The sequence below is a fragment of the Symmachiella macrocystis genome (assembly GCF_007860075.1).
Lineage (GTDB): Bacteria > Planctomycetota > Planctomycetia > Planctomycetales > Planctomycetaceae > Symmachiella > Symmachiella macrocystis.
The window spans coordinates 249,799-271,520 of sequence record NZ_SJPP01000001.1; the positions used below are offsets into that span (position 1 = coordinate 249,799).

Below are 21,722 nucleotides of genomic sequence, written 5' to 3' on the forward strand. Positions count from 1 at the left end.
ATCGCAGCTGCGCCAATGGTATCCACGCAACTTCGGCTATAAACGGACACGGACATCCATTTATTTTGGTGACTAAAACAAGGCATCGATCGAAACCACAGCTACCATCGCCGCCCCCACGATCAATTTGCCAACCGTTCCCAAAATCCGCCCAATCAGGGCCGCTTTACTGACGGCCAGCGTTTCGGAATGGTTCTTTTCGCCTTTCCACGATTCCCCAAGATAGGCTCCGCAGAACGCGCCCGCAGCGCCTCCACCCAGAGCGGCGACAATCGAACCCACGATTGGAATCGGCACACCGACAATGGCGCCGGCAATACTGCCGACCGCCGCACCCGCAATGGCGAGAATCATCCCCCGTCGACTGCCCCCCTCTTTCGCAGCGCCGGCAGCACCCGCCACGAATTCGACGAATTCGCCCAGCCCGGCCAAAGCCACCAGCCCAAGGACAACCCACCACGACAACCCGTGCACGGCCGGCGAGTGATAAAACCAGGCAAACGCAGCCGCCAAGGCCACGATCAACCAGTTGCCGGGCATCGTAAAGAGCGTCAATAACCACGCACCAATGCAGGCGAGTATCAATAATACTGCCCAGATGTAGTAAATGACTTCGGGACTCAGACTGAAGTAGCTCATAGGGACCTCACTTCATGTCCTTCGTCGAGCACGAGAAAATCTTGAATCGCTTCACCGCGCTTTGTCCGAGATATCGTGTCGGCACCAGGCGCCGTCCCAGCGGATGCGTTTGACTGCTTGGTAGGCCTTCAGCTTGGCGTCGGCCACAGTGTTTCCCAAAGCCGTCACGCCCAGCACACGGCCGCCATTGGTGACGACCTCTTCGCCCCGCAAGGATGTCCCAGCATGAAAGACCTTGGTGTCGGCCAATTCAGCGGCTGCGTCCAGACCGCGAATCACTCGTCCCTTTTCGTAATCGCCCGGGTAGCCTTCGGACGCCATCACCACACAGACGGCCGGGCGGTCGTCCCATTCCAGGGGGGGAAGTTTACTCAACTGCCCCTGAGCCCCGGCCAAGAGGATTTCCGCCAGATCAGTCTTTAACCGCATGAGCACCGGTTGGGCTTCGGGGTCGCCGAAACGGACGTTGTATTCCAACACCTTGGGGCCTTGATTGGTGATCATCAAACCGGCGTACAAAATGCCGCTGAACGCGCAACCTGACTTCTTCATCGTGTCGACGGTGGGCACGAGGATTTGTGTGATGATTTGATCCATCAACTCCGGCGAAACCAGCGGTGTGGGGCTATATGCACCCATCCCGCCCGTATTGGGACCTTTATCGTCGTCGTAGGCCGGTTTGTGGTCTTGCGAGGTTTCCAGCGGAATAATTGTGTTGCCGTCGACGATAGCCAGGATACTCACTTCCAGCCCGTCGAGACGTTCTTCGATGACCACACGGCGACCGGCATCGCCGAATTCGGTTTCCCGCATGATGCGGTTGAGTGCGTCGATGGCCTCTTCTTTTTTCGCACAGACCACCACCCCTTTGCCGGCAGCTAGTCCATCCGCCTTGACGACCAACGGAGTTTCTTCGCGATCATTGATGTAACTTTCCGCTTCGTCGGCTGAATTGAATACGGCGAACTGGGCGGTCGGCACGGTGGCGCGTTTCATCAATTCCTTCGAGAATGACTTGCTCCCCTCCAACTGAGCCGCCGCTTTCGACGGACCAAACACCGTCAAGCCCGCTACGCGAAACGCATCAACAATCCCCGCGGTCAGCGGCGCTTCGGGGCCGACAACGGTCAGACCAATCTGCTCGGCTTGCGCGAATTGCACCAAACGCGGAATGTCGTCGGAGGAAATATCGATGTTGACCGCATCGGCGGCCGTACCGGCATTGCCCGGCGCACAGTAAATTTTCGAGACCGAAGGGGACTGAGACAACTTCCATGCCAGGGCATGCTCCCGTCCTCCTTGGCCGACGACTAAGACTTTCATTGCAAATGATCTTCCGCTGTGGACGCGAACTCGAAACTCAAAAACGTTGTCGTATTCGGCAGTATAGCAATCGAAGCGGAGGGACTGAATTCACCGGCGCGGATAATTATCAATTGCGACCGACTGCGACCGCCACAACCGCCGATGATTGAATCTGCCGCCCAAATCGCGATATAGTATCGAATCCCGCCCGTTTGTGCCTACTTGCACGCAATTCCTCGGCGAAACCTGTGGTAATCGTGGAAGTCGTGCGCACATCGAGCGGGATTGTTAGACGTTTCTTTCGTTGAGTTTGAGGCTGCGGGCATTGATCCGCTGCCGCACAATTTTTAGGAGTACGGAATCGTGTTTGAAAAGGTGGCCTTAATCGGGGTGACCGGTGCTGTAGGCCGGATTATGCTGCGTCTGTTGGAAGAACGTGAATTTCCCGCGAAAAGCTATAAGTTCCTCGCCTCGGCGCGGAGTGCGGGAAAAACGTTGACGTTCAATGGCGGCCAGCACATGATCGAGGAACTCACGCACGATTGTTTCGACGGTTGCGATCTGGTGATCGCCAGCACGCCAGACGACATCGCAGCCGAATACCTTCCCTCGGCGGTCAAAGCGGGCGCGACCGTGATTGACGAGTCGGGTTATTGGCGGATGAATCCCGATGTGGCGTTGGTGATTCCCGAAGTCAATCCGCAAGCGGCGCTCGATGCGACGGGGATCATCGCCAGCCCGAATTGCTCCACAACACAAATGGTCGTGGCCCTCAAGGCCCTGCACGATGCCTCTCCCATTCGACGCGTGATTGTCAGCACCTATCAGGCGGTCAGCGGTGCCGGGACGCAGGGGAGCGTCGATCTGGTAGCTGGCTCCAAGGCGCACCTCGATGGAGACGACTACGCCTACCAGGCCTTCGCCCACCCAATCGCCTTCAATGCTATTCCGCAAATTGGCAGCGAAAAGTCGGATGGTTATACCAGCGAAGAGCTGAAAATGGTCTACGAAACCCGCAAAATCCTGGGGGACGAGTCGATCCAAATCAATCCCACGTGCGTGCGGATTCCGGTTGCCAATTGCCACAGCGAATCGATTACGGTCGAGACCGAGCAACCCATTTCCCCCACCCAAGCGCGAGAGCTGTTCGCAAATTTCCCAGGAATCGTTGTGAACGACGATCTCGCCTCAGGACATTACCCGCTCCCCTCGAACTGCACCGATCAGGACGAGGTCTTTGTGGGACGCATCCGCCGCGATATTTCACATGACAACGGGCTGAGCTTTTGGTGCGTGAGCGACAACCTCCGCAAAGGGGCCGCTACGAATGCGATTCAGATCGCCGAATTGCTCGCTGCCCACCGTTTTTCCAAAGCAGGCTCGAAATAAGGCCGCACAGCGGTCCCCCTTGTAAAAGCGGGGGCCGCGTGATTTTTAGCTGGTTTTCAGACCCGTGAACGAGTTTTTGCGTGCGGGACATCATTTTTTCTAGCGGGACATCATGGACCATTTTGAATATCGTGACGGCGAACTGTTTTGTGAGGAAGTGCGTATCGCTGATCTAGCGGCCGAGTTTGGGACGCCGCTGTGGGTCTATTCCCAGGATGCGTTGCTGTCGAATCTGCGGGAAATCCAAATCGCATTTGCCGAAGCGGAACCGGTGATTTGCTATTCGGTGAAGGCGAACTCCAATCTGAGCATTCTCAAGCTCATGAACGAAGCGGGAAGCAGTTTTGACGTCGTTTCCGGCGGGGAATTGTATCGCGTCCAACAAGCGGGCGGCGACACGACGCGCGTCGCCTTTGCCGGCGTTGGTAAAACCGATGCAGAGATTCGTTTCGGCCTGGAATCGAACATCTTGATGTTCAACGTCGAAAGCGAAGCGGAACTCGACGCCATTGCTGCCGTGGCAGGCGACATGGGCGTTGTGGCTCCCGTGGCGCTGCGTTTGAATCCAAATATCGACGCGAAAACACACGCTAAAACAACCACCGGCAAGAAGGGGAACAAGTTCGGCATCGACATCGAACGCGCTGGCGAGTTGGCAGCTAAGGTGTTGGCCGACGTGCGCTTGTCTTTGGTTGGGATCCACATGCACTTGGGTTCGCCGATTTTAACGACCGAGCCTTATGCCCTGGCCGTTAAAAAGGGAGTCGAAATCGTCAACGAATTTCGCGCTGCCGGCCATGACACGAATTGGATCAACCTCGGCGGCGGGTTTGGCATTAACTACAAGCAAAACGAGGCCCCACCCGCGAAAGCATTCGCCGATGTGATCGTTCCAGCGATTCGGGCTGCAGGATGCCGTTTGGCACTAGAACCGGGCCGGTTCATCTGCGGCAACGCCGGCGTGCTGATCAGCAGCGTAACGTTTACGAAACGCGAAGGGGGCAAGCTGTTTGTGATCCAAGATGCGGCGATGAACGATTTGGTCCGTCCGGCGATGTACGACGCATTTCACCGGATTTGGCCCGTCAAGCCGGCTGTGGCGGCTCCGGACGACTATGAGGGCGAGATTCCCGGCTGCGAGCCGGTCGACGTTGTGGGGCCTGTTTGCGAGTCGGGAGACGTCCTGGCCAAAGGACGCTGGCTGCCGGAAACTTCACGCGGCGACTTGATCAGCACGTTCAGCGCCGGGGCTTATGGCACCACGATGAGCAGCAATTACAACTCCCGGCCCCGTGGGGCTGAAGTGATGGTGAACGGCGGAACACACCGCGTCATTCGTCGTCGCGAGACGTATGAGGACCTGGTGGCGAACGAAATTATTGAATCGTAACGAACCCTGTCGAATTGAAATCAAATACCAGATTTCAGAGGACTTACGGCCAAATGGCTGTAAGTATCCGGTAAATTGAGACCATTCGTCGCCAGCGGTCATGCCGCCACTTTCGGCACAATCGGATGCAGTGTCCCAATCACTTCTGGGATGATGCGAAAACGCAACAAGTAGTCAAAGTGCGAATTCGAGGCTTGAGTAACAGGCCAAGTCGTTCGATTTTCGTGTAATAGGGAAAAAATGATTGTTATCTACTCGTAAAACACTTTACCATAGCAATGGTATCTCAAAATATGATGATTGATTCCCGATCGCCTACACCCCCCATGGGAGGGTAGGCAGTCGTATTTAGAGCACACACAGCATCCCCACTGATGTTACCGAAATGATTTCTTCGGTTGGATGAGGCAACGTTTCGCGGAGCGGCCGAATGGCGGTCCCCGTGTTTCGTGAATTGAGTTCACGCCTTGCAGTTTGACCGTCCACGCAGAAGATTGTCGGAGTTGAGTTGATGGCCAACGTGTCACGCCGGTTTGTCGGCACCCTCGTCTTGCTGATGCTTTCGTTCGGCCTTCTTCTGGGAAGCCTGATCGCTCAGGATGCATCTCCAGTGGATGCGGACGCAGCAGCAGCAGCCGAAGCGAAACGGCGAGAAGATCTGCTCAAAACCTCGCCACTTCCGCTGCAGCCCGAGACCGCTCCGGATTTGTTCGAGGCGGCCGTGCTGATGGTCGATCTGGCCCGCCCCAAACTGGCCCGGCTGTATGTGGACCAATTGATGGAGCTGAAGCCCGATGCTCAGACGCTGTTGGACCTGCGATTGAAGTACGGTCCGGCCGAATTCATGAAGATGGCAAACATCGAGGAATTACAACCGGTCTCCAGCGATTTGCTGGAAGAAGTGAATCGGTTGATGGCAGACCGTGCCAGAGATCCCGTGCGAATCCAAAAATTGGTCGCTGACCTAGGCGGCTCCAACGAGCAGCGGCTGCTGGCAGAGCACGAATTAAAAAACGGTGGACAAGCCATCGTCGTGCCGTTGCTCAACATGTTGCAACATAGTCCGACGCCCGAAGAAGAACGCAACATTCTGCATATCTTGGTGCTGTTGGGACACCGTGCCGAGGCTCCCTTGGTCGCCGCCTTGGACATGCCGGACGACGATGTCCGCGCCGGATTGATCTCGGTCTTGGGCCATGTCGGCAACCGCGAGACCCTGAGCCATTTGTGGTATTACGCCAATTCCCCCAAGGTCCCCGCTGGTGTGAAAGCCGCCGCACGCGACGCGATTGCCCGCATCGTCAAAATGGATGCCGGACGTTTGGCGGATTCCCCTGTGGAAAGCGTCGTCACCGAATTGAATCGTCTGGCCCGTTTGCATTATCAACACAAATATGACTGGCTTGTCGACGATGACGGAAACGTCTCGCTGTGGGTCTGGAAACGGGAAGCGGAATCGGTCGTCTTGGTGAAAGTTCCGCCCCGCGTGGCCTCGAACATCTTAGGAAGCAAATTCGCCCGTCAAGCCCTGGCTTTGTCACCGGAACGGCGGGATATTCAAGTCTTATTTTTGAGCATGACACTCGCCGCCGACGGAATGTTGGCTGGCTGGGACAAGCCGCTGCCGACCGGACCAGGCACGGCACACGACCTGTCATTGGTTGCCGGCGAAGATGTCGTCGCCGACGTCTTGCGGGAAGCTCTTCAAGGGGGCCAAATCGCCAACGCGGTCGCCGCTTTGCGGGTTCTCGGACAAATTGGAACCTTGCGGATGGTCCGTTCGGCCGACGCCGGTCGTTCGCCGGTATTGGCTGCCTTGAACTATCCCGACACCCGTGTGCAATTCGCTGCGGCGGGAACGGTGATGCAACTGGACCCACAAGCCAAATTTCCAGGTGTGGATCGCGTGATCGGCATTTTATCGCGGGCCTTGACCGGACAAGGTAAACCGGTTGCCTTGGTGATTGATCCCAATCCGGATCGAGCCTCACAAATGTCTGGATTTCTCAACGAATTGGGCTACGTTCCCCATTTGCGTACCACGGGCCGCGAAGGTTTTCGTTTCGCCTCCGAAAACGCGGATGTCGAACTCGTCTTCATTCACCCCTCGACCGTCAAATGGCCGCTGAGCTCAACACTGTCGAACTTCCGTGCGGATTCGCGGACCGCCTCCATTCCGATCGTTCTGTACGGTCCTGAAGATTTCTCGGGACGCATGCACCGCTATGTCGAGGACAACCCGCTGGTCACCTACTTCGGTATCACGGGAACAACCCAAGGGCTACAGGCGCAATTGACGCCGTTTTTGAAAAACTTGACTGCTCCGCCACTCAACGAAGAACAGCGTGCGATCCAAGCCGAAGTGGCTTCGTACTGGCTGGCCCACATTGCCGAAGGGCAGCGGACAAAGATTTACGACCTGCAAGCAGCGGTCCCCTCGCTTTTGGTAGCGGCTCACAATGTTCCGCTAACGGAGAACTGCTTGCTGGCCCTGGGTACGATTGCCTCGCGGGAAGCCCAAGAGAAGATGGCCGAGCTACTACTCGACGATGGCGTCGAGACACGTCTGCGAGCCACAGCAGCCATTCAATTGGCCTTCCATATTCAACGTCACGGGCTCGTTGTTAGTAACGAACAGATTGCTCAGATCCACGAAATGTGGGAAACCCCCGGCGATCCGGCGTTGCATACTGCCGTCGGTGCTGTAATCGGTTCGCTGCGGCCTAATTCCCGTCTCGTGGGTGAGCGGTTGCAGGAATTCCAAGAGCAACCCGCTTTGGAATTGATCCAACCCTAATCGCCCCGCCCCTTTGCAACAGGCATCGGCGATGGAATTCCCTTTCCTCCCGGTGCGCTTCCGTTGCACAGTGAGGCGCCCCATATTGGCAGCGCCGCGACGGCTTCTCCGCTGAGATTGAGGGAACTGTCCAACTCATTGCGCATGATGCACGATTTTCTAGCGAATGGTTGCGCGCAGGACAGTCAAGACTCCTCGTTCAAAACCGCTCAAAATGCGCGCATATCAAGCTACACAGCAGCATGAATGCACAAAAAACAGGCGACCGTTAAGTTTTAGTGAACTCAGAGTGCGACTTTCGATAAAAAACCGGGCAATGGCTGCATTCGCCTTCACTTCGGACCAGCAGCGTGCTAATAATTAGTGCACGGCCGCACCCATTCGATTCACCCTAATGAATTCGCTCGGCATCCCCTTGAAAGTCGCCAACTGAAACATGGTAGCTTCACCGACAGCACCGGCTCAAACGGACGGCCAACCTTCGATGTTCGAGGGTTGTGTCGGCGCCAGCGATGTCATGCAAGCGGTCTACCGTATGACCCGACAGGTCGCGCCGAGTTCAGCCACCGTATTGCTCACCGGCGAAACCGGCACGGGTAAGGAGCTGATTGCCCGGGCCTTGCATGAGTTGAGCGGTCGGGCGACAGGCCCGTTTGTGCGTGTGAATTGTGGGGCTCTGAGCGAAAGCCTGTTGGAAAGCGAACTGTTCGGTCACGTTAAAGGGGCCTTTACCAGCGCGCATGAAAATCGCACCGGCCGCTTCGAAGCAGCTCATGGCGGCACTGTTTTTCTCGACGAAGTCAATTCCGTCAGCTACAAGCTGCAAGTCAAACTGCTGCGTGTCTTGCAGGAACAAGAGTTTGAACGGGTGGGCGATTCGCGGACCATTCGCGTCGATTGCCGTGTTGTCGCCGCCACAAACCGGGATTTGCTCGATGAAATCGAAGCGGGCCGGTTTCGCGAGGACCTGTACTATCGCCTCAACGTGCTGCCGATCGATCTGCCGCCACTGCGGGAGCGAGTAGAAGATGTGCCGTTGTTGGCGGACTATTTCATCGGCCGCTATTCCGAAGCGGACGGTCGGACGCCACCGGTGATTTCGCCCGAAGCCTTGAAACTTCTGATGGAGTATGCCTGGCCCGGCAATGTGCGCGAGTTGCAAAACTACATGGAGCGGGCCATCGTGTTGTGCGAAGGGGACAAGCTGATGCCGGAATTGTTCCCGCGGCACGTGCGTGGCTTGGCACCAGCTCGATTACATCGTCAAGCGGTCAAGGACCCCGGCATGCTCTGCACCGAGTTAGTTGAACTGGGCATGCAGCGCGCGAGCGACGAAGCGACGGACATGCACGAACAGATCGTGTCACTCGTCGAACGGGAATTGATCAAACAGGTCCTGCACTCTTGTCGTGGCGTGCAAACCAAGGCCGCCACGCGTTTGGGCATCAATCGCAATACCCTGCACAAAAAGATCACCGACTACGGGTTGGAATAATCGGCTGTCGCATCATCGCAACGATTCAACCGTCCTGGGTCGGTGTCTCGCCAAAGATACGTCGAATTCCCCAGCCAAACAGAAAATGCCCGCCCAGTCCGCAGAGGGCACCGAGAATGTCGGCCACCCAATCGCGGATATCCGCCGTCCGCCCCACCGGGATTTGCAACAACTCATCCAGTGCGGCATAAACGGCCACGACGGCAAAAATCTGGCCTCGACGCCGCCACGTGAGTGGTCCGCGCGCGTTTTGGTCCATCGCCAACAAAAAGGCGAGTCCGCCGTAGGCGAGATAATGCAGCAGTTTATCCGAAACCTCCGCAACTCCTGAGGGAACCGTTGGTGCATGCGTTCCGATAAACAGTGCGGACCAATAGACGATCAATACGATCCGGATCCAAGTTCGGTAACGTTGAAAAATCATAAATCCGAGACGATTCGCGAAGATAGAAATTGACTGCTGGCTGTGGAATTGTGGACACTATACAAAAATACTGATCACCGCCAACGTTGGCGTTACCACAAACCGGAAGACGAACCGACTGCAGCGGGAATGATATTGTACGGCGGGCCGATTCTGTCGCAACGAGGCCACAAAGGCCCCTGTGTGTGACCGGTCAGCCGTTCTATTCCCGACAATCGGCCAGGATTACGGTGGGGGAGCCTCTTGCACAGACTTTGCAAAACGCGCGTCTTGACCTGTGCTTTTCCGGGGTGATATAGTGGAGTTTCTGTAGAGACTGAGTTTTTCACGAGAATCGGTTGCGTTTTCCTGGGACCTTGTGGTCTCGGCCGATGATTGGGTTGATAGACAAAATTGCTTTGGAGCTACGTGGATGTCACGCATCGCTATAGGTCGAGTTCTGCCAGCAGCCTGTGCAGCAATCTTGATGATCGCCCATGCGGAATCGGCCCCCGCTGCTCCGCCAGGTGTGGAAACCAGAGTGCGGCCTACGGTGACCGGTGAGGAACGATCGCGACAACCCGACATCTGGGCTCTGGAAGTCTACTACAAATCGGTGCGAATGATTTGGGTCGAGATTCCGGACCCGAAGACCGGTGAACTGCGGAAGGAACTGATTTGGTATCTGCCGTATCGCGTGGTCAATCGGCAAATCAAAGGTAGTCTGCCGCCGGTTGGACCTGACGGAAAACGTCCCAAGTTCGTACCGGAATTTGAATTGGTCACCAAAGATAACGGCGTGCAGCAGGTCTACTTCGACGAAATCATTCCTGCAGCACAAGCCGCCATCAATCGCCGCGAGGGGCGGACCGGCAGCAATAAGTATAAGAATTCCGTTGAGATCGTTGGCGCGATTCCGGAATTGACCGACGCGGATGCCAAGCTGGAACAATCGACCTATGGCGTTGCCATATGGCGGGGTGTGGACCCCAAGACTGACTTCTTCAGGATTTTCATGTCTGGGTTTTCCAACGGCTACATCAAAGTGGGCGACGACCGCATCGACCGCCGCACGATCATCCAAGAATATACTCGCCCCGGCGATGAACTGGACCAAGACGAGGGCGAGATCAAACCAGACGGCCATCCGGAATGGATCTACCGCCCGTCGGACGATGCCGCTCCCAAGAAGCCGTAAGCTTTCCGCAAGCGCTTTGTGATCTTGCAACAGCGACAGTTGTCTGTGGCCGAATGATCAGGCTGGGATAAACTGCTTCAATCCATTTTGCAAATGGACAACCAACTGCTGAGCGGCGAGTTCGCCATCACCATCGAAGATGGCGGTCGCAATCTTGTGGTGTTCCTCATACGTTTCCGTAATGCGGTTGGGAAACTGCTTGACGATGCGAAAGACCACCTGAAAGACACGGTCGCGAAGTCGGTGCATCACTTTGGCGAATTCTTGATTCCCATGGAATTCACACAGCAGCAAATGAAACTCCGTGTCGTTTTTGACGCAGCCCAGCACGTCACCCGATTGAGCCAGTTCATGCTGCGCAGTCAAATTGGCCTTCAAACGCTGGATTTGCTCGTCCGTGAGACCACCGGCTAGACGTTCTACAATGAACGATTCCAGCGCCGTGCGGATTTCAAAGTGGTTGGCGATGTCCTCAATCGACACATGACGGACAAGCACGCCTTGCTGCGGAGCGAACGTGACCAGATCCTCCGCTTCCATCCGTTCCAAAGCGGCTTGGACGGGTGTCTTGCTCATCTTCAACTGGTCAGCCAACTGCCGGACCGACAAGACCGCGCCGGGCTCAACTCCTCCCTCTAAGATCAACTGTTTCAGTTGGCCGTAGGCGACATTTTTAAGGGATGGGGCGCGACCGGATGGGTTGTCTGTTGTCATAGTCGTTGATTCAGATAGTCGGCGCGTGGCGGCAGTGCAAAGACCGAACCGGTGAGGCAGCAGAGCGGGACATTTACGCGTTTTGAAGTGCAGGTAGAACAATTGCCGTCTGAAATGCTACTGGAATGCCAGGAGGTGGTCAACTGAGCTGCGGGGCGATGCCGATACCACAAACGTCGACGAATCGGTCCCGCCCCCGTTGCAGCAAAGGTTGAATCTGCTGGGAAAAGCAAACGTCACCCTGCGTCGGATCAACAACCCGCCTTTAGGTGCGGAGCATCGGCCAGCACCAAGTGGCGAGACCGCCGGTGACGATGACGGGGCCCCAGGCAGCCAGATCCGGTCCAATGACCTCGATGCCGGCCAACCACAAACAGGCCTGGGCGGTTCCAAAAACGACGCCTTGCATCAACCCCGACAGGCACATGCTCACAACCAGTCCACGCGCTTCGCGGCGAACAATGAGTGGCAAGATCAGGAACAACAATAAGATGTTGAGGATCGGCTGCGTAAAACGTTGATGCAGATACAGGCTATTTTCGCGGACCGATAGCACATCGTAGGCCGGACTTTTGATTCTGCGAATTAGCTCCGGCGTGGAGATAAAGTCGACGGTTTTATTCGGGCGATAGAGGCGGTCAAAATCAATCTCCGTGGCGATGAAGATTTCATCGGCCGCGGATCCGCGTGTGATGGTCGCGCGGCCCGCCTTCTTTAGTGTCAATTTCAATTTGTCGAACGACGGTTCGGCCTCTTTGATCAACCAACCGGAGCGCGGGCGGTTTTCGTCGGCGGGCAGGAAGATCGCTTCAGAGCCGGACAGAGCGGTCGGGTTATCGACGAATTCCGGTGTCGGCAACACAAAGTCCGGCCGCGTCATCGCATTCCGTGCCGGGAAAAGCCGATCCCCCGAGATTTGTACCATCGTGGCAAAGTCCCACACCGGTTCCACTGGTTCGTCCTCATCACCCGATTTCCCGGCTTCGATCTGTAACTCATCGGCGATGCGTGGAATGATCAGTTCCTTATTGATAACCATGATCGCCGAAACCATCACCATGCCCCATAACAAGGGGAACAGCAGGCGATAGGTGGGAATCCCCGCCGACAGCACAGGATTCAATTCACCATGTCGCAAGATCAAAGACAGAACCACGGTGACGGCTGTCACCGAAACGATTCCCCCGATGGTGTCGAAAAACATACTGGAACGAAAGAGATAAAACCGAGCCATGGTCCCCATCACGCCCAGCGTTCCTGAGTCCCCTTCGTTGAAGAAATTATCGATGTTGTTGAAAGCATCGATCACGATGTACAACCCCATCATCGCGATGAAGCTGACGACAAACACATGCCAAAATCGGCGTAAAATGTAGCGATCAAATGTGGACATGGATGTTCAAGTCGTGGTGCGGAGAGAACCCGTCTCGGAAACTAGGCAGCCGGTAACGCCGATGTGGGGCATTGGTTACTATAAAAACCGGCGGAACGTCAATATCAAGGGGCCGAGGAGACTTGAGGCGACAGGCTTCAGGCCTGAGGAAGGGGCGCGCCTCACGCTTTGCCCGGATCGGACCACGGCGTAAGATGGCATAGCGTGAAACGGTACTCTCCCTCTTACAACAGGCCTTATCTTAAAACTATGTTGCTCATTGGATCTTGGTGGCGAAATCGACGTCGCCGCAAACTGTGTGCGGAACCGTTCCCGGACGTGTGGGAAGAACTCCTGCACCGCAATGCCGCGTTTTTCTCAAAACTCACGCCGCCGCAACAAGCGAAATTGCGCGACGACTTGCGGGTGTTTATTGCCGAGAAGGATTGGGAAGGCTGCAATGGCTTGAAGATGTCCGACGAGATCCAAGTCACCATCGCCGCCAATGCCTGCTTGTTGGCGCTGGAGCTGCCCGAGGGAATGTTCGACCGGGTGCGGACAATTTTGGTCTACCCCGGCGATTACGTGGTCCCCGATCGTTCCGTCGGCCCCGACGGCGTGGTCCGAGAAGGGCCCTCGGCGCGGCATGGGGAAGCTTGGTTGCGGGGTCCGGTAATTTTGTCCTGGACCAATGCTCTAGAAGGGGGACAAAACGCACGGGACGGACGCAACGTGGTGTTTCACGAATTCGCGCACCAGTTGGACATGCTAGACGGCGTCGTCGACGGCATGCCGCCACTGGCCGGCAAAGCCCAACAACAGCGGTGGCAGCAGATCACCCGACAAGCCCAAGCAGAGTTACACCACGACCTACGCCACGGCCGGCCGACGTTGTTGGATCCGTATGCGGCGACAAATGCCCAGGAGTTTTTTGCCGTAGCGACGGAGTGTTTCTTTGAACGCTCGAAGGCGATGCGGAAACGGCAACCGGAGTTGTATGGGTTGTTGAGTGATTATTACCGTCAGGATCCGGCGGGGAGGTCTGTACATGGATAGGCAGTGAAGGTCGGGTCCGCGAACACATCGCTGAATCATGACCGGGGTAATCAACGCACAACGCCAGAATGTGTGCTAGAGTTCACTTAGAGCACTTCACTGACTCAAGCGTGTTCCTGCCGCTCCGCCTCGCACAGCGTTAGCTGTGGCAGTCTAAGGCGCTTCGTTGACTTACAGCCTGGGCGGTTACGGTCAAGTCGGACAGCTCTCGATTACTCCTCGGGTCTGCATGGAGATCTTATGCAAAAATCCATCAATCCTCGCCTGGTCGCGGGCTTTGTTATTGCTGGATTCTTGGTGATTTCTCTGGCAACTCAGCAGGAGGGCATGATTGGGTACCAGGCGAAGCATGCAGCTAGGCGAGCTGTCTTGGGTAAGTACCGATCCGATCGTATGTATCAGGAAGAGATGCGCCAGAAATCGATCGAAGGATTTAAGAACAACCCCCACCGGAAAGAATTCCTGAAGAAGCACCCCGGATTCTTGAAAGCCCACCCACACCTCCGCTAGGCGCATTGCAATTCGGCTTTTTTTCGCCGAGAATCGGAACCTTGTTATCGCCTTAGGATATTCAACAAGGAGCTTCCGAGATGTGCTCGTCCAGGGGACACGCAGTCTGTTCGTTTCGTAAAAATGCCACGCGCTGCGCTCTGACCGTTGCAGCGGCGGTTGGCATCGCTTGGGGTTTGGCCACTCTTCCAGCTGTGGCACAACAACCGGCGGAGGAGACGGTTAAGTCGTTTACGGTGGCGGATGGGTTCGAGGCGACGTTGTTTGCCACGGAACCGATGATCTCCAACCCGATCACGATCGACGTCGATACGCAGGGACGCGTGTGGGTGACCGAAGGGGTGAACTATCGCCGCGCTCAAAAGAATCCCCCAATCGACACCATCAAGGTTCTGGAAGACACCGACGGCGATGGCCGCGCGGATAAGATGACCGTCTTCACAGCCGATCTGAATTGTGCCATGGGGGTTTGTGTTGCGGGGGACAAAATTTATGTGCCCGAATCGCCCAACATTTATGTCTACGAAGATGCCGATGGCGACCTTAAGCCGGATGGGCCGCGCAAGCTGTTTCTCACCGGTTTTGGGGGACAGAATCACGATCACGGCGTGCACAGCTTGGTGTTTGGACCGGACCAAAAGTTGTATATGACGCAAGGCGATACCGGGTTTGATGTGACGGGGCCGGATGGGAAACAGATCAAGTTTCAATGGGGAGCGATGATTCGTTGCGAAGGGGACGGCACGCAGTTGGAAGACTTTGCCGTCAATTTTCGCAATCCCTTTGAATTAGCGGTCGATTCGTACGGCAACGTGTGGTGCAGCGACAACGACAACGACGGGCTAAAGAGCACGCGGATTTGTTGGATTCTGGAAGGGGGCAATTACGGCTGGTTCGGCCGGCCGGAGAACATCCGCAATCCCGACGGCAGCTTTGATCCGATTCACCACTGGCGGGCGGACAAACCGGGCTTTGTGCCGTACGCGTTGATCACCGGATTCGGTTCGCCGTGCGGGATGACGTTTTACGAAGGCTCGGCATTCGGTCCGCAATATGACGGCGCGATTTTTCATTGCGACGCCGGACCGCGTGAGGTTCGCAGCTACAAACCGCAGAAAAAAACGGGCATTGGATACGGCGTCACTGCGGAAAACGTGATCACCAGCACGGACAATTATTTCCGGCCCGACGATGTTTGCGTTGCTCCCGACGGGGCGCTGTTTGTTTCCGATTGGTATGACGGCGGCGTGGGAGGACATGCCTATAACGACCCGACGCGCGGCCGGATTTATCGCATTACCCCCAAAGGCAAGAAATTGGTCCGCCGCGAAAAGCCGGGCCCGTACGACAACGATGCCGATGCCATCGTCGCCCTGGGAAGTCCGAATCATGCGACGACGTTTCTGGCGCGGCAGCGACTCTTGGAAAGCGGCGAAGCGGCGGTGCCGAAATTGGCAGAGTTGGTCGCTGGGAAAGATGCGCGGCTCAAGGCTCGTGCGCTGTGGGTTTTGGACCGCATCGGCGGCAGTGGTCGCGATTATGTCACCAAGCAACTCGCATCCGACAATCCTAAGTTCCGCGCGTTGGCGGTGCGGATTTTGCGCCGACATGGCGCTGACTATGAAAATGAAATCCTGAATGTCGCTGACGATGACAATCCAGAAGTGATCCGCGAAATCGCATTGTCGCTGCCGAATTTGAAGTCGCAGCAAGCGACCGAAACGCTAATTGATCTCTTCGAGCGCTACGACGGCGGCGACCGGTATTTGTTGGAGACGCTGCACATTGCTTCCCGAAGACGCGAGGAGGAGATGTTTCGCCGTGTCGTTGATCTGCCCGGTGCTGGGGTGGACCCGCGGTTGGTGAATCTGGTGCGGATCTTGCGACCCGAAGATGCGACGGAGTATTTGGCGACGAAATTGGAAACGACCGATGTGACTCCCGCGGCGCGTGCGGCATTGCTGTCGGCGTTGGAAACTGTGACCACCCCCGCAGCAGGCAAATCGGTGGCCGGCGTGCTCACCGCACAGGAGGCCTCGGCAGATGTCAAACGGTTGGCGCTGGAAGCCTTGATGCGAAAGCTCTCGGGGCCGTGGAGTGAAATTAAGAAGTCGCCCGAAGTCACTGACGGCTTGCGAGCGTCGCTGGGCGATCCCCAGTTACAAAACGACGCGCTGATGGTGATTGCCGCAGCGGGTTTGAAAGATTTCGGCGGCGACGTGGTGGGCCTGATCGATTCGTCCGACAAACAGGTTCAAATCAAAGCGATGTCCGTAGCGGCCAATCTAATGTTGGATGCTGCCGCTCCGGCAATCGTGAAGTATTTGAAATCGGAAGACGCACAAATTCAAAATGCCGCCTTGCGAGCTTTGGTGGCGCTGCAGGTGACCGATTCGCTCGCCGGAATCTTGGCCGATGCGACGTTGGCTGATGGATTGAAGACCAAGGCTGTCGACTTGCTGCTGCAATCTTCGAGCGGAGCGGTGATGTTGCTGCCGTTGGTAGAAAAGAAACGGCTGTCGCCAGAACTTGCGCAGCGGACAATCGACGGAGCAGTGCAGCATGCGGATGTGAATGTGCGGCTGCTTTATGAAAAGTTCGTCCCGGAGTCGCAGCGGCCCAAGACGTTGGGGCAATCCTTTACGCCTGACGATATTTTGAAGCTGACCGGCGATGCACAGCGGGGCAAGAGCGTGTTTTTGCGTAGTGGCGCCGCCTCATGCAACCGTTGTCATCGCGTCCGCAACCAGGGAGCCGACATTGGTCCCGACTTGAGTCTGATAGGCCGCAAATATGAACGCATGGCGTTATTAGAAACCATCATGAACCCCAGCGCGGGCATCGCACCGGAATATGTGCCGCACGTCGTGGAAACGAAACGGGGCAAGGTGTTCGCTGGGTTTGTGCAACAGCGTTCGGACGATGCGGTGGTGCTCAAAACCATCGAAGGCAACTTGTTGCGGATCAACAACGACGACATCGAAGAAGACGTGGAACAAAAAACGTCCCTGATGCCGGAGTTGGTGCTGAAGAATGTCACCGCACAAGATGCTGCCGATCTGTTGGCCTATTTGGTGAGCCTGCGGGATGCGGAGGTTTACGCAACGCAATTCCGCGCGGTGGGTCCATTTGCAAATGATAAACCGGAGCACCGCACCACGGTTTACGGTCCCGAGAAAGAGCCGGGACAATTTGATGGCGCCGCGAAATACAAGGGGCTGGGCGAGAATACGGTGCATTGGATCGACTCAAATACACGGGCCTACAACGGTGGCGCACCGGCGATTGACCTGACGCGGCTCTCCGAGCGGGCCAAAGTTCGGCACGACTATATTATCTACTATTTCGCCGTCGTACTGGATTCGGCGATCGCTCAACCGGCACGGTTGAATATTGGATCCAACGACGGAATTCAAGTTTGGTTAGAGGGAAAGAAGATTCACGAGTTCCCTGAACTGCGCGGCCTCAAGCCGGGGGAAGACCAGGTTGACGTGCAGTTGAAGCAGGGGAAGAACCTGATCCTGCTCAAGCTCGACCAAGCCGGGGGAACCGCCGGATTGACGTTGTCGGTCGAGGCGCGGGGCAATGTGACGTTTGAGTTGCCGTAAAAAAATCCCCCCGGCATCTTGGGATGCTGGGGGGATTGATCATTCTATTGTGATTCCGGTTCAGACGACTTTCGTTAAACCGGGATGCGCGATCTGGTATTCGCCGTGCTCGTTGGGCAGTGTCGGCGGGGCGGCGTCCCAGGCATAAGTCTCGGGCATCAAGCTGATCTCAGAATTGAGGGCTTGATTCCATTTGATCTCTTTCCCGGAATAAGTCGCCAAGCGGCCGATGATGGCCGTCAACGTGGAATAGGCGCCGCGTTCGGCTTCGCTGTAGGGCGTGCCGGAGCGGATGGCGGCGAACAATTGGTCGTGTTCGACTTGGTAAGGATCGCGATACTTGCCTTTGAATTTGGTGTTGTTCTCACCTTCGATGGAGTAGTCCCGGCCACCTAGATGCACAACCCCTTTGGTCCCGTGCGCGTGCTCGGTGACGTTGCCGGGACAACCCGGCATGTGCCGGCATTGGCTGTACATTCGCGTGCCGTTGTCGTACACGTATTCGACTGCGTGATGGTCGAAGATTTCGCCGTACTTTTTGTCGGTGCGAACTTGCCGTCCCCCCATGCCAGACGCGGAAACGGGATAACCCTCTCCTGTGGCGGGGTTGGCCTTCATCAGCCAGTTGCCGACGTCGAGGTTGTGGATGTGCTGCTCGACGATGTGGTCGCCGCACAACCACGTGTAGTAGTACCAGTTCCGCATTTGGTACTCCATTTCTCCGGAGCATTCTTCGCGCGTCCGACGCGGATCCCAGACGCCGCCGCCATTCCAGTAAACCCGCATGGCCACGATGTCGCCGATGGCGCCGTTATGTACGCGATCGACCAATTCCAGATACGGCTTTTGGTGATGCCGTTGCAATCCGACACCGACGGCTAAGTTCTTTTGCTTAGCGGCTTGGGCGGCTGCCAAGACTTTGCGAACGCCCGGTGCGTCGGTAGCGACCGGTTTTTCCATGAAGACATGCTTGTCGGCATTGACGGCCGCTTCGAAATGAATCGGACGAAATCCCGGCGGGGTGGCCAAAATCACCACATCGACGTCACTATCGAGCACCTTTTGATAGGCATCGAAACCGACGAACTTGTTCTCTTCGGCGATATCCACACGCTCGGGCGTCTTGTTCTTCTGCATTTGCCCGTTGATGTGCGTCAGACCATCTTCCAGTCGGTCGGAGAAAGCGTCAGCGATAGCCACCAATTTGATATTGCCTTCGGTGGAAAGCGCCTGCGAGGCAGCACCGCGTCCCCGTCCGCCGGCACCGATGAGTCCCACGCGAATCGTGTCGTCGCCGGCGGCAAATGCCTGCGAGGCGAAACTGAGGTTACCCAATACGCCTGCGCCGGCGGCAACGACCGACGAAGCCTTCAGAAAATCACGCCTTGTTGAGGATTCGTTAGACTTTTCGGACATAATCGGCCTTCCATTTGGCATCAAAGAAATAGGGATGGACAGTTATTCTCTACGTCGGCGAGCGGCGAACTGTGTGGTTTGTCATCCGCCAAAACAGCCTAAGCAATCACCGTATATTATCTGGTAATCACCGTCGGGCCGCAACATCAACGCTGGTTGACGACCTTTTTTGCATCGAGTTTTAATTCCGCTCGTTCTTTGTCATTGGGTACGCGGAGCGGTCGCACGACGCGAAATCCGACGAACAGCGCATCGGTATGATACCAGACGCTTTGCGGGATTTGCGGGTCCTGGTACTTCCAATCCTCCTCAGAACCGCGACGTGTCGCAGAGCGGGCATCTGCTGGATCATCTTCCCAGGAACCGCCGCGAACCACGCGGGGGTACAATTCCGTGGCGACAACCAAGGGCCCCAGCAGCGGTCCTTGAACGGATTTGTCGGGGGCCGGATAGGTTTCCTGGTATTGGTCGAGCACCCATTCGTTGACGTTGCCGTGCATATCGTGCAGGCCCCAGGGATTTGGTTTTTTCTTGCCGACCTTTTGATACTGATCGTCGCTGTTATCGCCATACCAAGCGTAGTCGCCGATTTTTTCCGGATCATCGCCGAAGGAAAACGCTGTCGTCGTGCCGGCGCGGCAGGCGTATTCCCACTCGGCTTCGGTCGGCAGTCGGTAATAATGGCCAGTTTTTTCGCTGAGCCATTTGCAGTAAGTCTTTGCCGCCAATTGCGTCATGCAGATCGCGGGAAAGCCATCGTGCCCCATGCTGAACGTCATATCGGTATACGGGGGCGTGGGACGTGTCACCGCATCCGCTTTTTTGTCGCGTTCCGTCGGATCAACACCACGGATTTTGCGAATTTTTTGATCCAGACTGAAGGACCAAATGTCGTATTCGTCCCAAGTGACTTCGCATTTGCCCATCCAAAACGGTTCGATCTTCACTTCTCGTTGTGGAGACTCGTCTTTATACCGATCGGCTTCATCCTCGGGGCTGCCCATGGTGTAGGTTCCGCCGGGAATCGGTAGCATTTCGAAAGTGACGTCGGTTCCGGTGATGGTTTGCTTGTAGGGTTTCATTTCCTTTTCGGTTTTGGCATCCGCAGCGGCTGTTTCTTTATCAGCGGCGTTCGCGGCGGTCAAAACGTTGAGGGTCACGACAGCAGCGATAAGAAAGGACCAAGCTGACGGTGATTGCACACGCATCAGGCGAGAAAGAATCGTGCTCACATTGCGAGAGCGGCAGTGGACTTGCCGTGAACCGGCAAGTCGGCATAGTGTGGTAGGTAGGTTCATTCGGTTTCCAACAGTGATGGCTAATTTCGTAAAACTGAGAGACTCGAGGTGAGATTTTGGTGACGTTGTTGTGTGTACTTCTGTTGTCAGCGAATCCCAACGCACCGGAAACTTGGCATCGATACGAATTTCAACGTATCCGCATGGGTATTCCGGTCAAGATTTCATTATATGCGACCGACGATGATACCGCAAAACATGCCGCCCAAGCCGCTTTTGCGCGGTTTAAACAACTGGACCGAATTCTAAGCGATTACGACCCCGACAGCGAGTTAATGCAACTCTGCGCACGAGCGGGAAGTGACCGCGACATTCCGGTCTCTCAAGACCTCAAGGTCGTACTGGAACATTCGTTACGCGTTTCTCGTAAAACCGACGGTGCTTTCGACGTCACCGTCGGACCGCTGGTCAAACTGTGGCGCAAGGCGCGCCGCAAAAGGCAACTCCCCACAGCGGAAGCACTTACCGAGGCCCGTGCGGCAGTGGGATACGAATCCGTCGTTCTCGACGCCCAGAGTTCAAAAGTACGACTGATTAAACCGAATATGCGGCTTGACCTGGGGGGGATCGCTAAAGGATATACCGCTGATCAAGCGCTAGGTGAAATGAAGAAGCATGGCGTGTCCCGCGCGCTCATTGACGCCGGCGGTGATATCGTTGTCGGGGACCCGCCGCCGGGCAAAGATGGGTGGCGCATCGGCATGGCTCCGCTACAAAAACGAGACGGTCCGCCCAGCCGATTTGTGACACTCAAAAACGCGGGCATCGCCACATCGGGGGATGCGTGGCAGTTTGTGGAAATCGACGGCCAACGTTATTCACACATCATCGACCGCCAAACCGGTTACGGCCTCACCGAGCGGAGCAGCGTAACGGTGATCGCCGCCGACGGGATTACCTCCGATGCCTTGGCCTCAGCGGTGAGCGTGTTGGGTGTCGAGCGAGGGTTGGCATTGATTGAGAAAACCTGCGGGACTTCGGCGCTCATTGTTACGCTCGAAGAGGACCAACCGGTCGTGCATGCCTCGAAGGCATTTCCAGCGGACGAATAACGCGGGTGACCCAGATAGATTCTATCTGGGCCGACGAAGTCGGTGGGAGAGTTTTCGGAATTGCGAGAGAGTACAAGGTA

General features: G+C 56.2%; 16 protein-coding genes. 9 read left to right on the top strand and 7 right to left on the bottom strand.

Annotation, left to right across the window (positions count from 1 at the left end):
• Positions 1–72 precede the first annotated feature (72 nt).
• Both CA54_RS00950 and purD read right to left on the bottom strand, forming a co-directional pair.
• Complete coding sequence (locus tag CA54_RS00950; RefSeq protein WP_146369010.1) at positions 73–639, bottom strand: DUF456 domain-containing protein; 567 nt, start codon at positions 637–639, stop codon at positions 73–75.
• 51 nt (positions 640–690) lie between these two features.
• Entirely contained in the window at positions 691–1,962 is a 1,272-nt protein-coding gene (gene purD / locus CA54_RS00955) for a phosphoribosylamine--glycine ligase (RefSeq protein ID WP_146369011.1), read from the bottom strand.
• A gap of 345 nt (positions 1,963–2,307) precedes the next feature.
• Between purD and CA54_RS00960 the strand changes: the two genes are divergently transcribed.
• The 4 genes from CA54_RS00960 (at position 2,308) to CA54_RS00975 (ending at position 9,015) form a co-directional block, all read left to right on the top strand.
• Positions 2,308–3,333: an aspartate-semialdehyde dehydrogenase gene (locus CA54_RS00960; protein WP_146369012.1), complete on the top strand. Its 1,026-nt coding sequence runs from the start codon at positions 2,308–2,310 to the stop codon at positions 3,331–3,333.
• 112 nt (positions 3,334–3,445) lie between these two features.
• A complete protein-coding gene (lysA, locus tag CA54_RS00965) occupies positions 3,446–4,723 on the top strand; it encodes a diaminopimelate decarboxylase (RefSeq protein ID WP_146369013.1) in 1,278 nt (425 codons plus the stop codon).
• A gap of 511 nt (positions 4,724–5,234) precedes the next feature.
• Complete coding sequence (locus CA54_RS00970) at positions 5,235–7,520, top strand: HEAT repeat domain-containing protein (RefSeq protein WP_146369014.1); 2,286 nt, start codon at positions 5,235–5,237, stop codon at positions 7,518–7,520.
• A 436-nt stretch (positions 7,521–7,956) separates the two neighbouring features.
• The gene (locus tag CA54_RS00975; protein ID WP_146369015.1) at positions 7,957–9,015 is read left to right on the top strand and encodes a sigma-54 interaction domain-containing protein; all 1,059 of its coding nucleotides are present in this window, start codon (positions 7,957–7,959) and stop codon (positions 9,013–9,015) included.
• Positions 9,016–9,040: 25 nt separating this feature from the next.
• On the opposite strand, the gene CA54_RS00980 is transcribed toward CA54_RS00975, so the two are convergent.
• On the bottom strand, positions 9,041–9,439 hold the full coding sequence (locus CA54_RS00980) for a VanZ family protein (protein WP_146369016.1): 399 nt from the start codon (positions 9,437–9,439) through the stop codon (positions 9,041–9,043).
• Positions 9,440–9,851: 412 nt separating this feature from the next.
• On the opposite strand from CA54_RS00980, the gene CA54_RS00985 reads away from it, so the two are divergent.
• Positions 9,852–10,616, top strand: coding sequence for a hypothetical protein (locus tag CA54_RS00985; protein WP_146369017.1), 765 nt, complete (start codon positions 9,852–9,854; stop codon positions 10,614–10,616).
• Between the two features lie 57 nt (positions 10,617–10,673).
• Here CA54_RS00985 and CA54_RS00990 read toward each other — a convergent pair whose 3' ends face one another.
• Both CA54_RS00990 and CA54_RS00995 read right to left on the bottom strand, forming a co-directional pair.
• Positions 10,674–11,330: a GntR family transcriptional regulator gene (locus CA54_RS00990; RefSeq protein ID WP_146369018.1), complete on the bottom strand. Its 657-nt coding sequence runs from the start codon at positions 11,328–11,330 to the stop codon at positions 10,674–10,676.
• Positions 11,331–11,595: 265 nt separating this feature from the next.
• Entirely contained in the window at positions 11,596–12,723 is a 1,128-nt protein-coding gene (locus CA54_RS00995; RefSeq protein WP_146369019.1) for an LptF/LptG family permease, read from the bottom strand.
• 249 nt (positions 12,724–12,972) lie between these two features.
• Here CA54_RS00995 and CA54_RS01000 point away from each other — a divergent pair, with 249 nt between their 5' ends.
• The 3 genes from CA54_RS01000 (at position 12,973) to CA54_RS01010 (ending at position 17,876) form a co-directional block, all read left to right on the top strand.
• Complete coding sequence (locus CA54_RS01000) at positions 12,973–13,758, top strand: M90 family metallopeptidase (protein ID WP_146369020.1); 786 nt, start codon at positions 12,973–12,975, stop codon at positions 13,756–13,758.
• A gap of 240 nt (positions 13,759–13,998) precedes the next feature.
• Positions 13,999–14,268: a hypothetical protein gene (locus tag CA54_RS01005; protein WP_146369021.1), complete on the top strand. Its 270-nt coding sequence runs from the start codon at positions 13,999–14,001 to the stop codon at positions 14,266–14,268.
• An 80-nt stretch (positions 14,269–14,348) separates the two neighbouring features.
• Positions 14,349–17,876, top strand: coding sequence for a PVC-type heme-binding CxxCH protein (locus CA54_RS01010; RefSeq protein ID WP_146369022.1), 3,528 nt, complete (start codon positions 14,349–14,351; stop codon positions 17,874–17,876).
• 60 nt (positions 17,877–17,936) lie between these two features.
• Here the strand turns inward: CA54_RS01010 and CA54_RS01015 are convergent, their stop codons facing one another.
• Both CA54_RS01015 and CA54_RS01020 read right to left on the bottom strand, forming a co-directional pair.
• Entirely contained in the window at positions 17,937–19,292 is a 1,356-nt protein-coding gene (locus CA54_RS01015; protein WP_146369023.1) for a Gfo/Idh/MocA family oxidoreductase, read from the bottom strand.
• A gap of 146 nt (positions 19,293–19,438) precedes the next feature.
• The gene (locus CA54_RS01020) at positions 19,439–20,590 is read right to left on the bottom strand and encodes a formylglycine-generating enzyme family protein (RefSeq protein ID WP_231962925.1); all 1,152 of its coding nucleotides are present in this window, start codon (positions 20,588–20,590) and stop codon (positions 19,439–19,441) included.
• Between the two features lie 59 nt (positions 20,591–20,649).
• Between CA54_RS01020 and CA54_RS01025 the strand changes: the two genes are divergently transcribed.
• On the top strand, positions 20,650–21,642 hold the full coding sequence (locus tag CA54_RS01025; protein WP_197532108.1) for an FAD:protein FMN transferase: 993 nt from the start codon (positions 20,650–20,652) through the stop codon (positions 21,640–21,642).
• Positions 21,643–21,722 lie beyond the last annotated feature (80 nt).

Bases quoted from the DNA above. Each gene is read 5' to 3' on its own strand.
- CA54_RS01020 (WP_231962925.1), bottom strand. From the start codon at position 20,590: ATGAACCTACCTACCACACTATGCCGACTTGCCGGTTCACGGCAAGTC.
- CA54_RS01010 (WP_146369022.1), top strand. From the start codon at position 14,349: ATGTGCTCGTCCAGGGGACACGCAGTCTGTTCGTTTCGTAAAAATGCC.
- CA54_RS00975 (WP_146369015.1), top strand. From the start codon at position 7,957: ATGGTAGCTTCACCGACAGCACCGGCTCAAACGGACGGCCAACCTTCG.
- CA54_RS01000 (WP_146369020.1), top strand. From the start codon at position 12,973: ATGTTGCTCATTGGATCTTGGTGGCGAAATCGACGTCGCCGCAAACTG.
- CA54_RS00990 (WP_146369018.1), bottom strand. From the start codon at position 11,330: ATGACAACAGACAACCCATCCGGTCGCGCCCCATCCCTTAAAAATGTC.
- CA54_RS00985 (WP_146369017.1), top strand. From the start codon at position 9,852: ATGTCACGCATCGCTATAGGTCGAGTTCTGCCAGCAGCCTGTGCAGCA.
- purD (WP_146369011.1), bottom strand. From the start codon at position 1,962: ATGAAAGTCTTAGTCGTCGGCCAAGGAGGACGGGAGCATGCCCTGGCA.
- CA54_RS00980 (WP_146369016.1), bottom strand. From the start codon at position 9,439: ATGATTTTTCAACGTTACCGAACTTGGATCCGGATCGTATTGATCGTC.
- CA54_RS01015 (WP_146369023.1), bottom strand. From the start codon at position 19,292: ATGTCCGAAAAGTCTAACGAATCCTCAACAAGGCGTGATTTTCTGAAG.
- CA54_RS00970 (WP_146369014.1), top strand. From the start codon at position 5,235: ATGGCCAACGTGTCACGCCGGTTTGTCGGCACCCTCGTCTTGCTGATG.
- lysA (WP_146369013.1), top strand. From the start codon at position 3,446: ATGGACCATTTTGAATATCGTGACGGCGAACTGTTTTGTGAGGAAGTG.
- CA54_RS01005 (WP_146369021.1), top strand. From the start codon at position 13,999: ATGCAAAAATCCATCAATCCTCGCCTGGTCGCGGGCTTTGTTATTGCT.
- CA54_RS00950 (WP_146369010.1), bottom strand. From the start codon at position 639: ATGAGCTACTTCAGTCTGAGTCCCGAAGTCATTTACTACATCTGGGCA.
- CA54_RS00995 (WP_146369019.1), bottom strand. From the start codon at position 12,723: ATGTCCACATTTGATCGCTACATTTTACGCCGATTTTGGCATGTGTTT.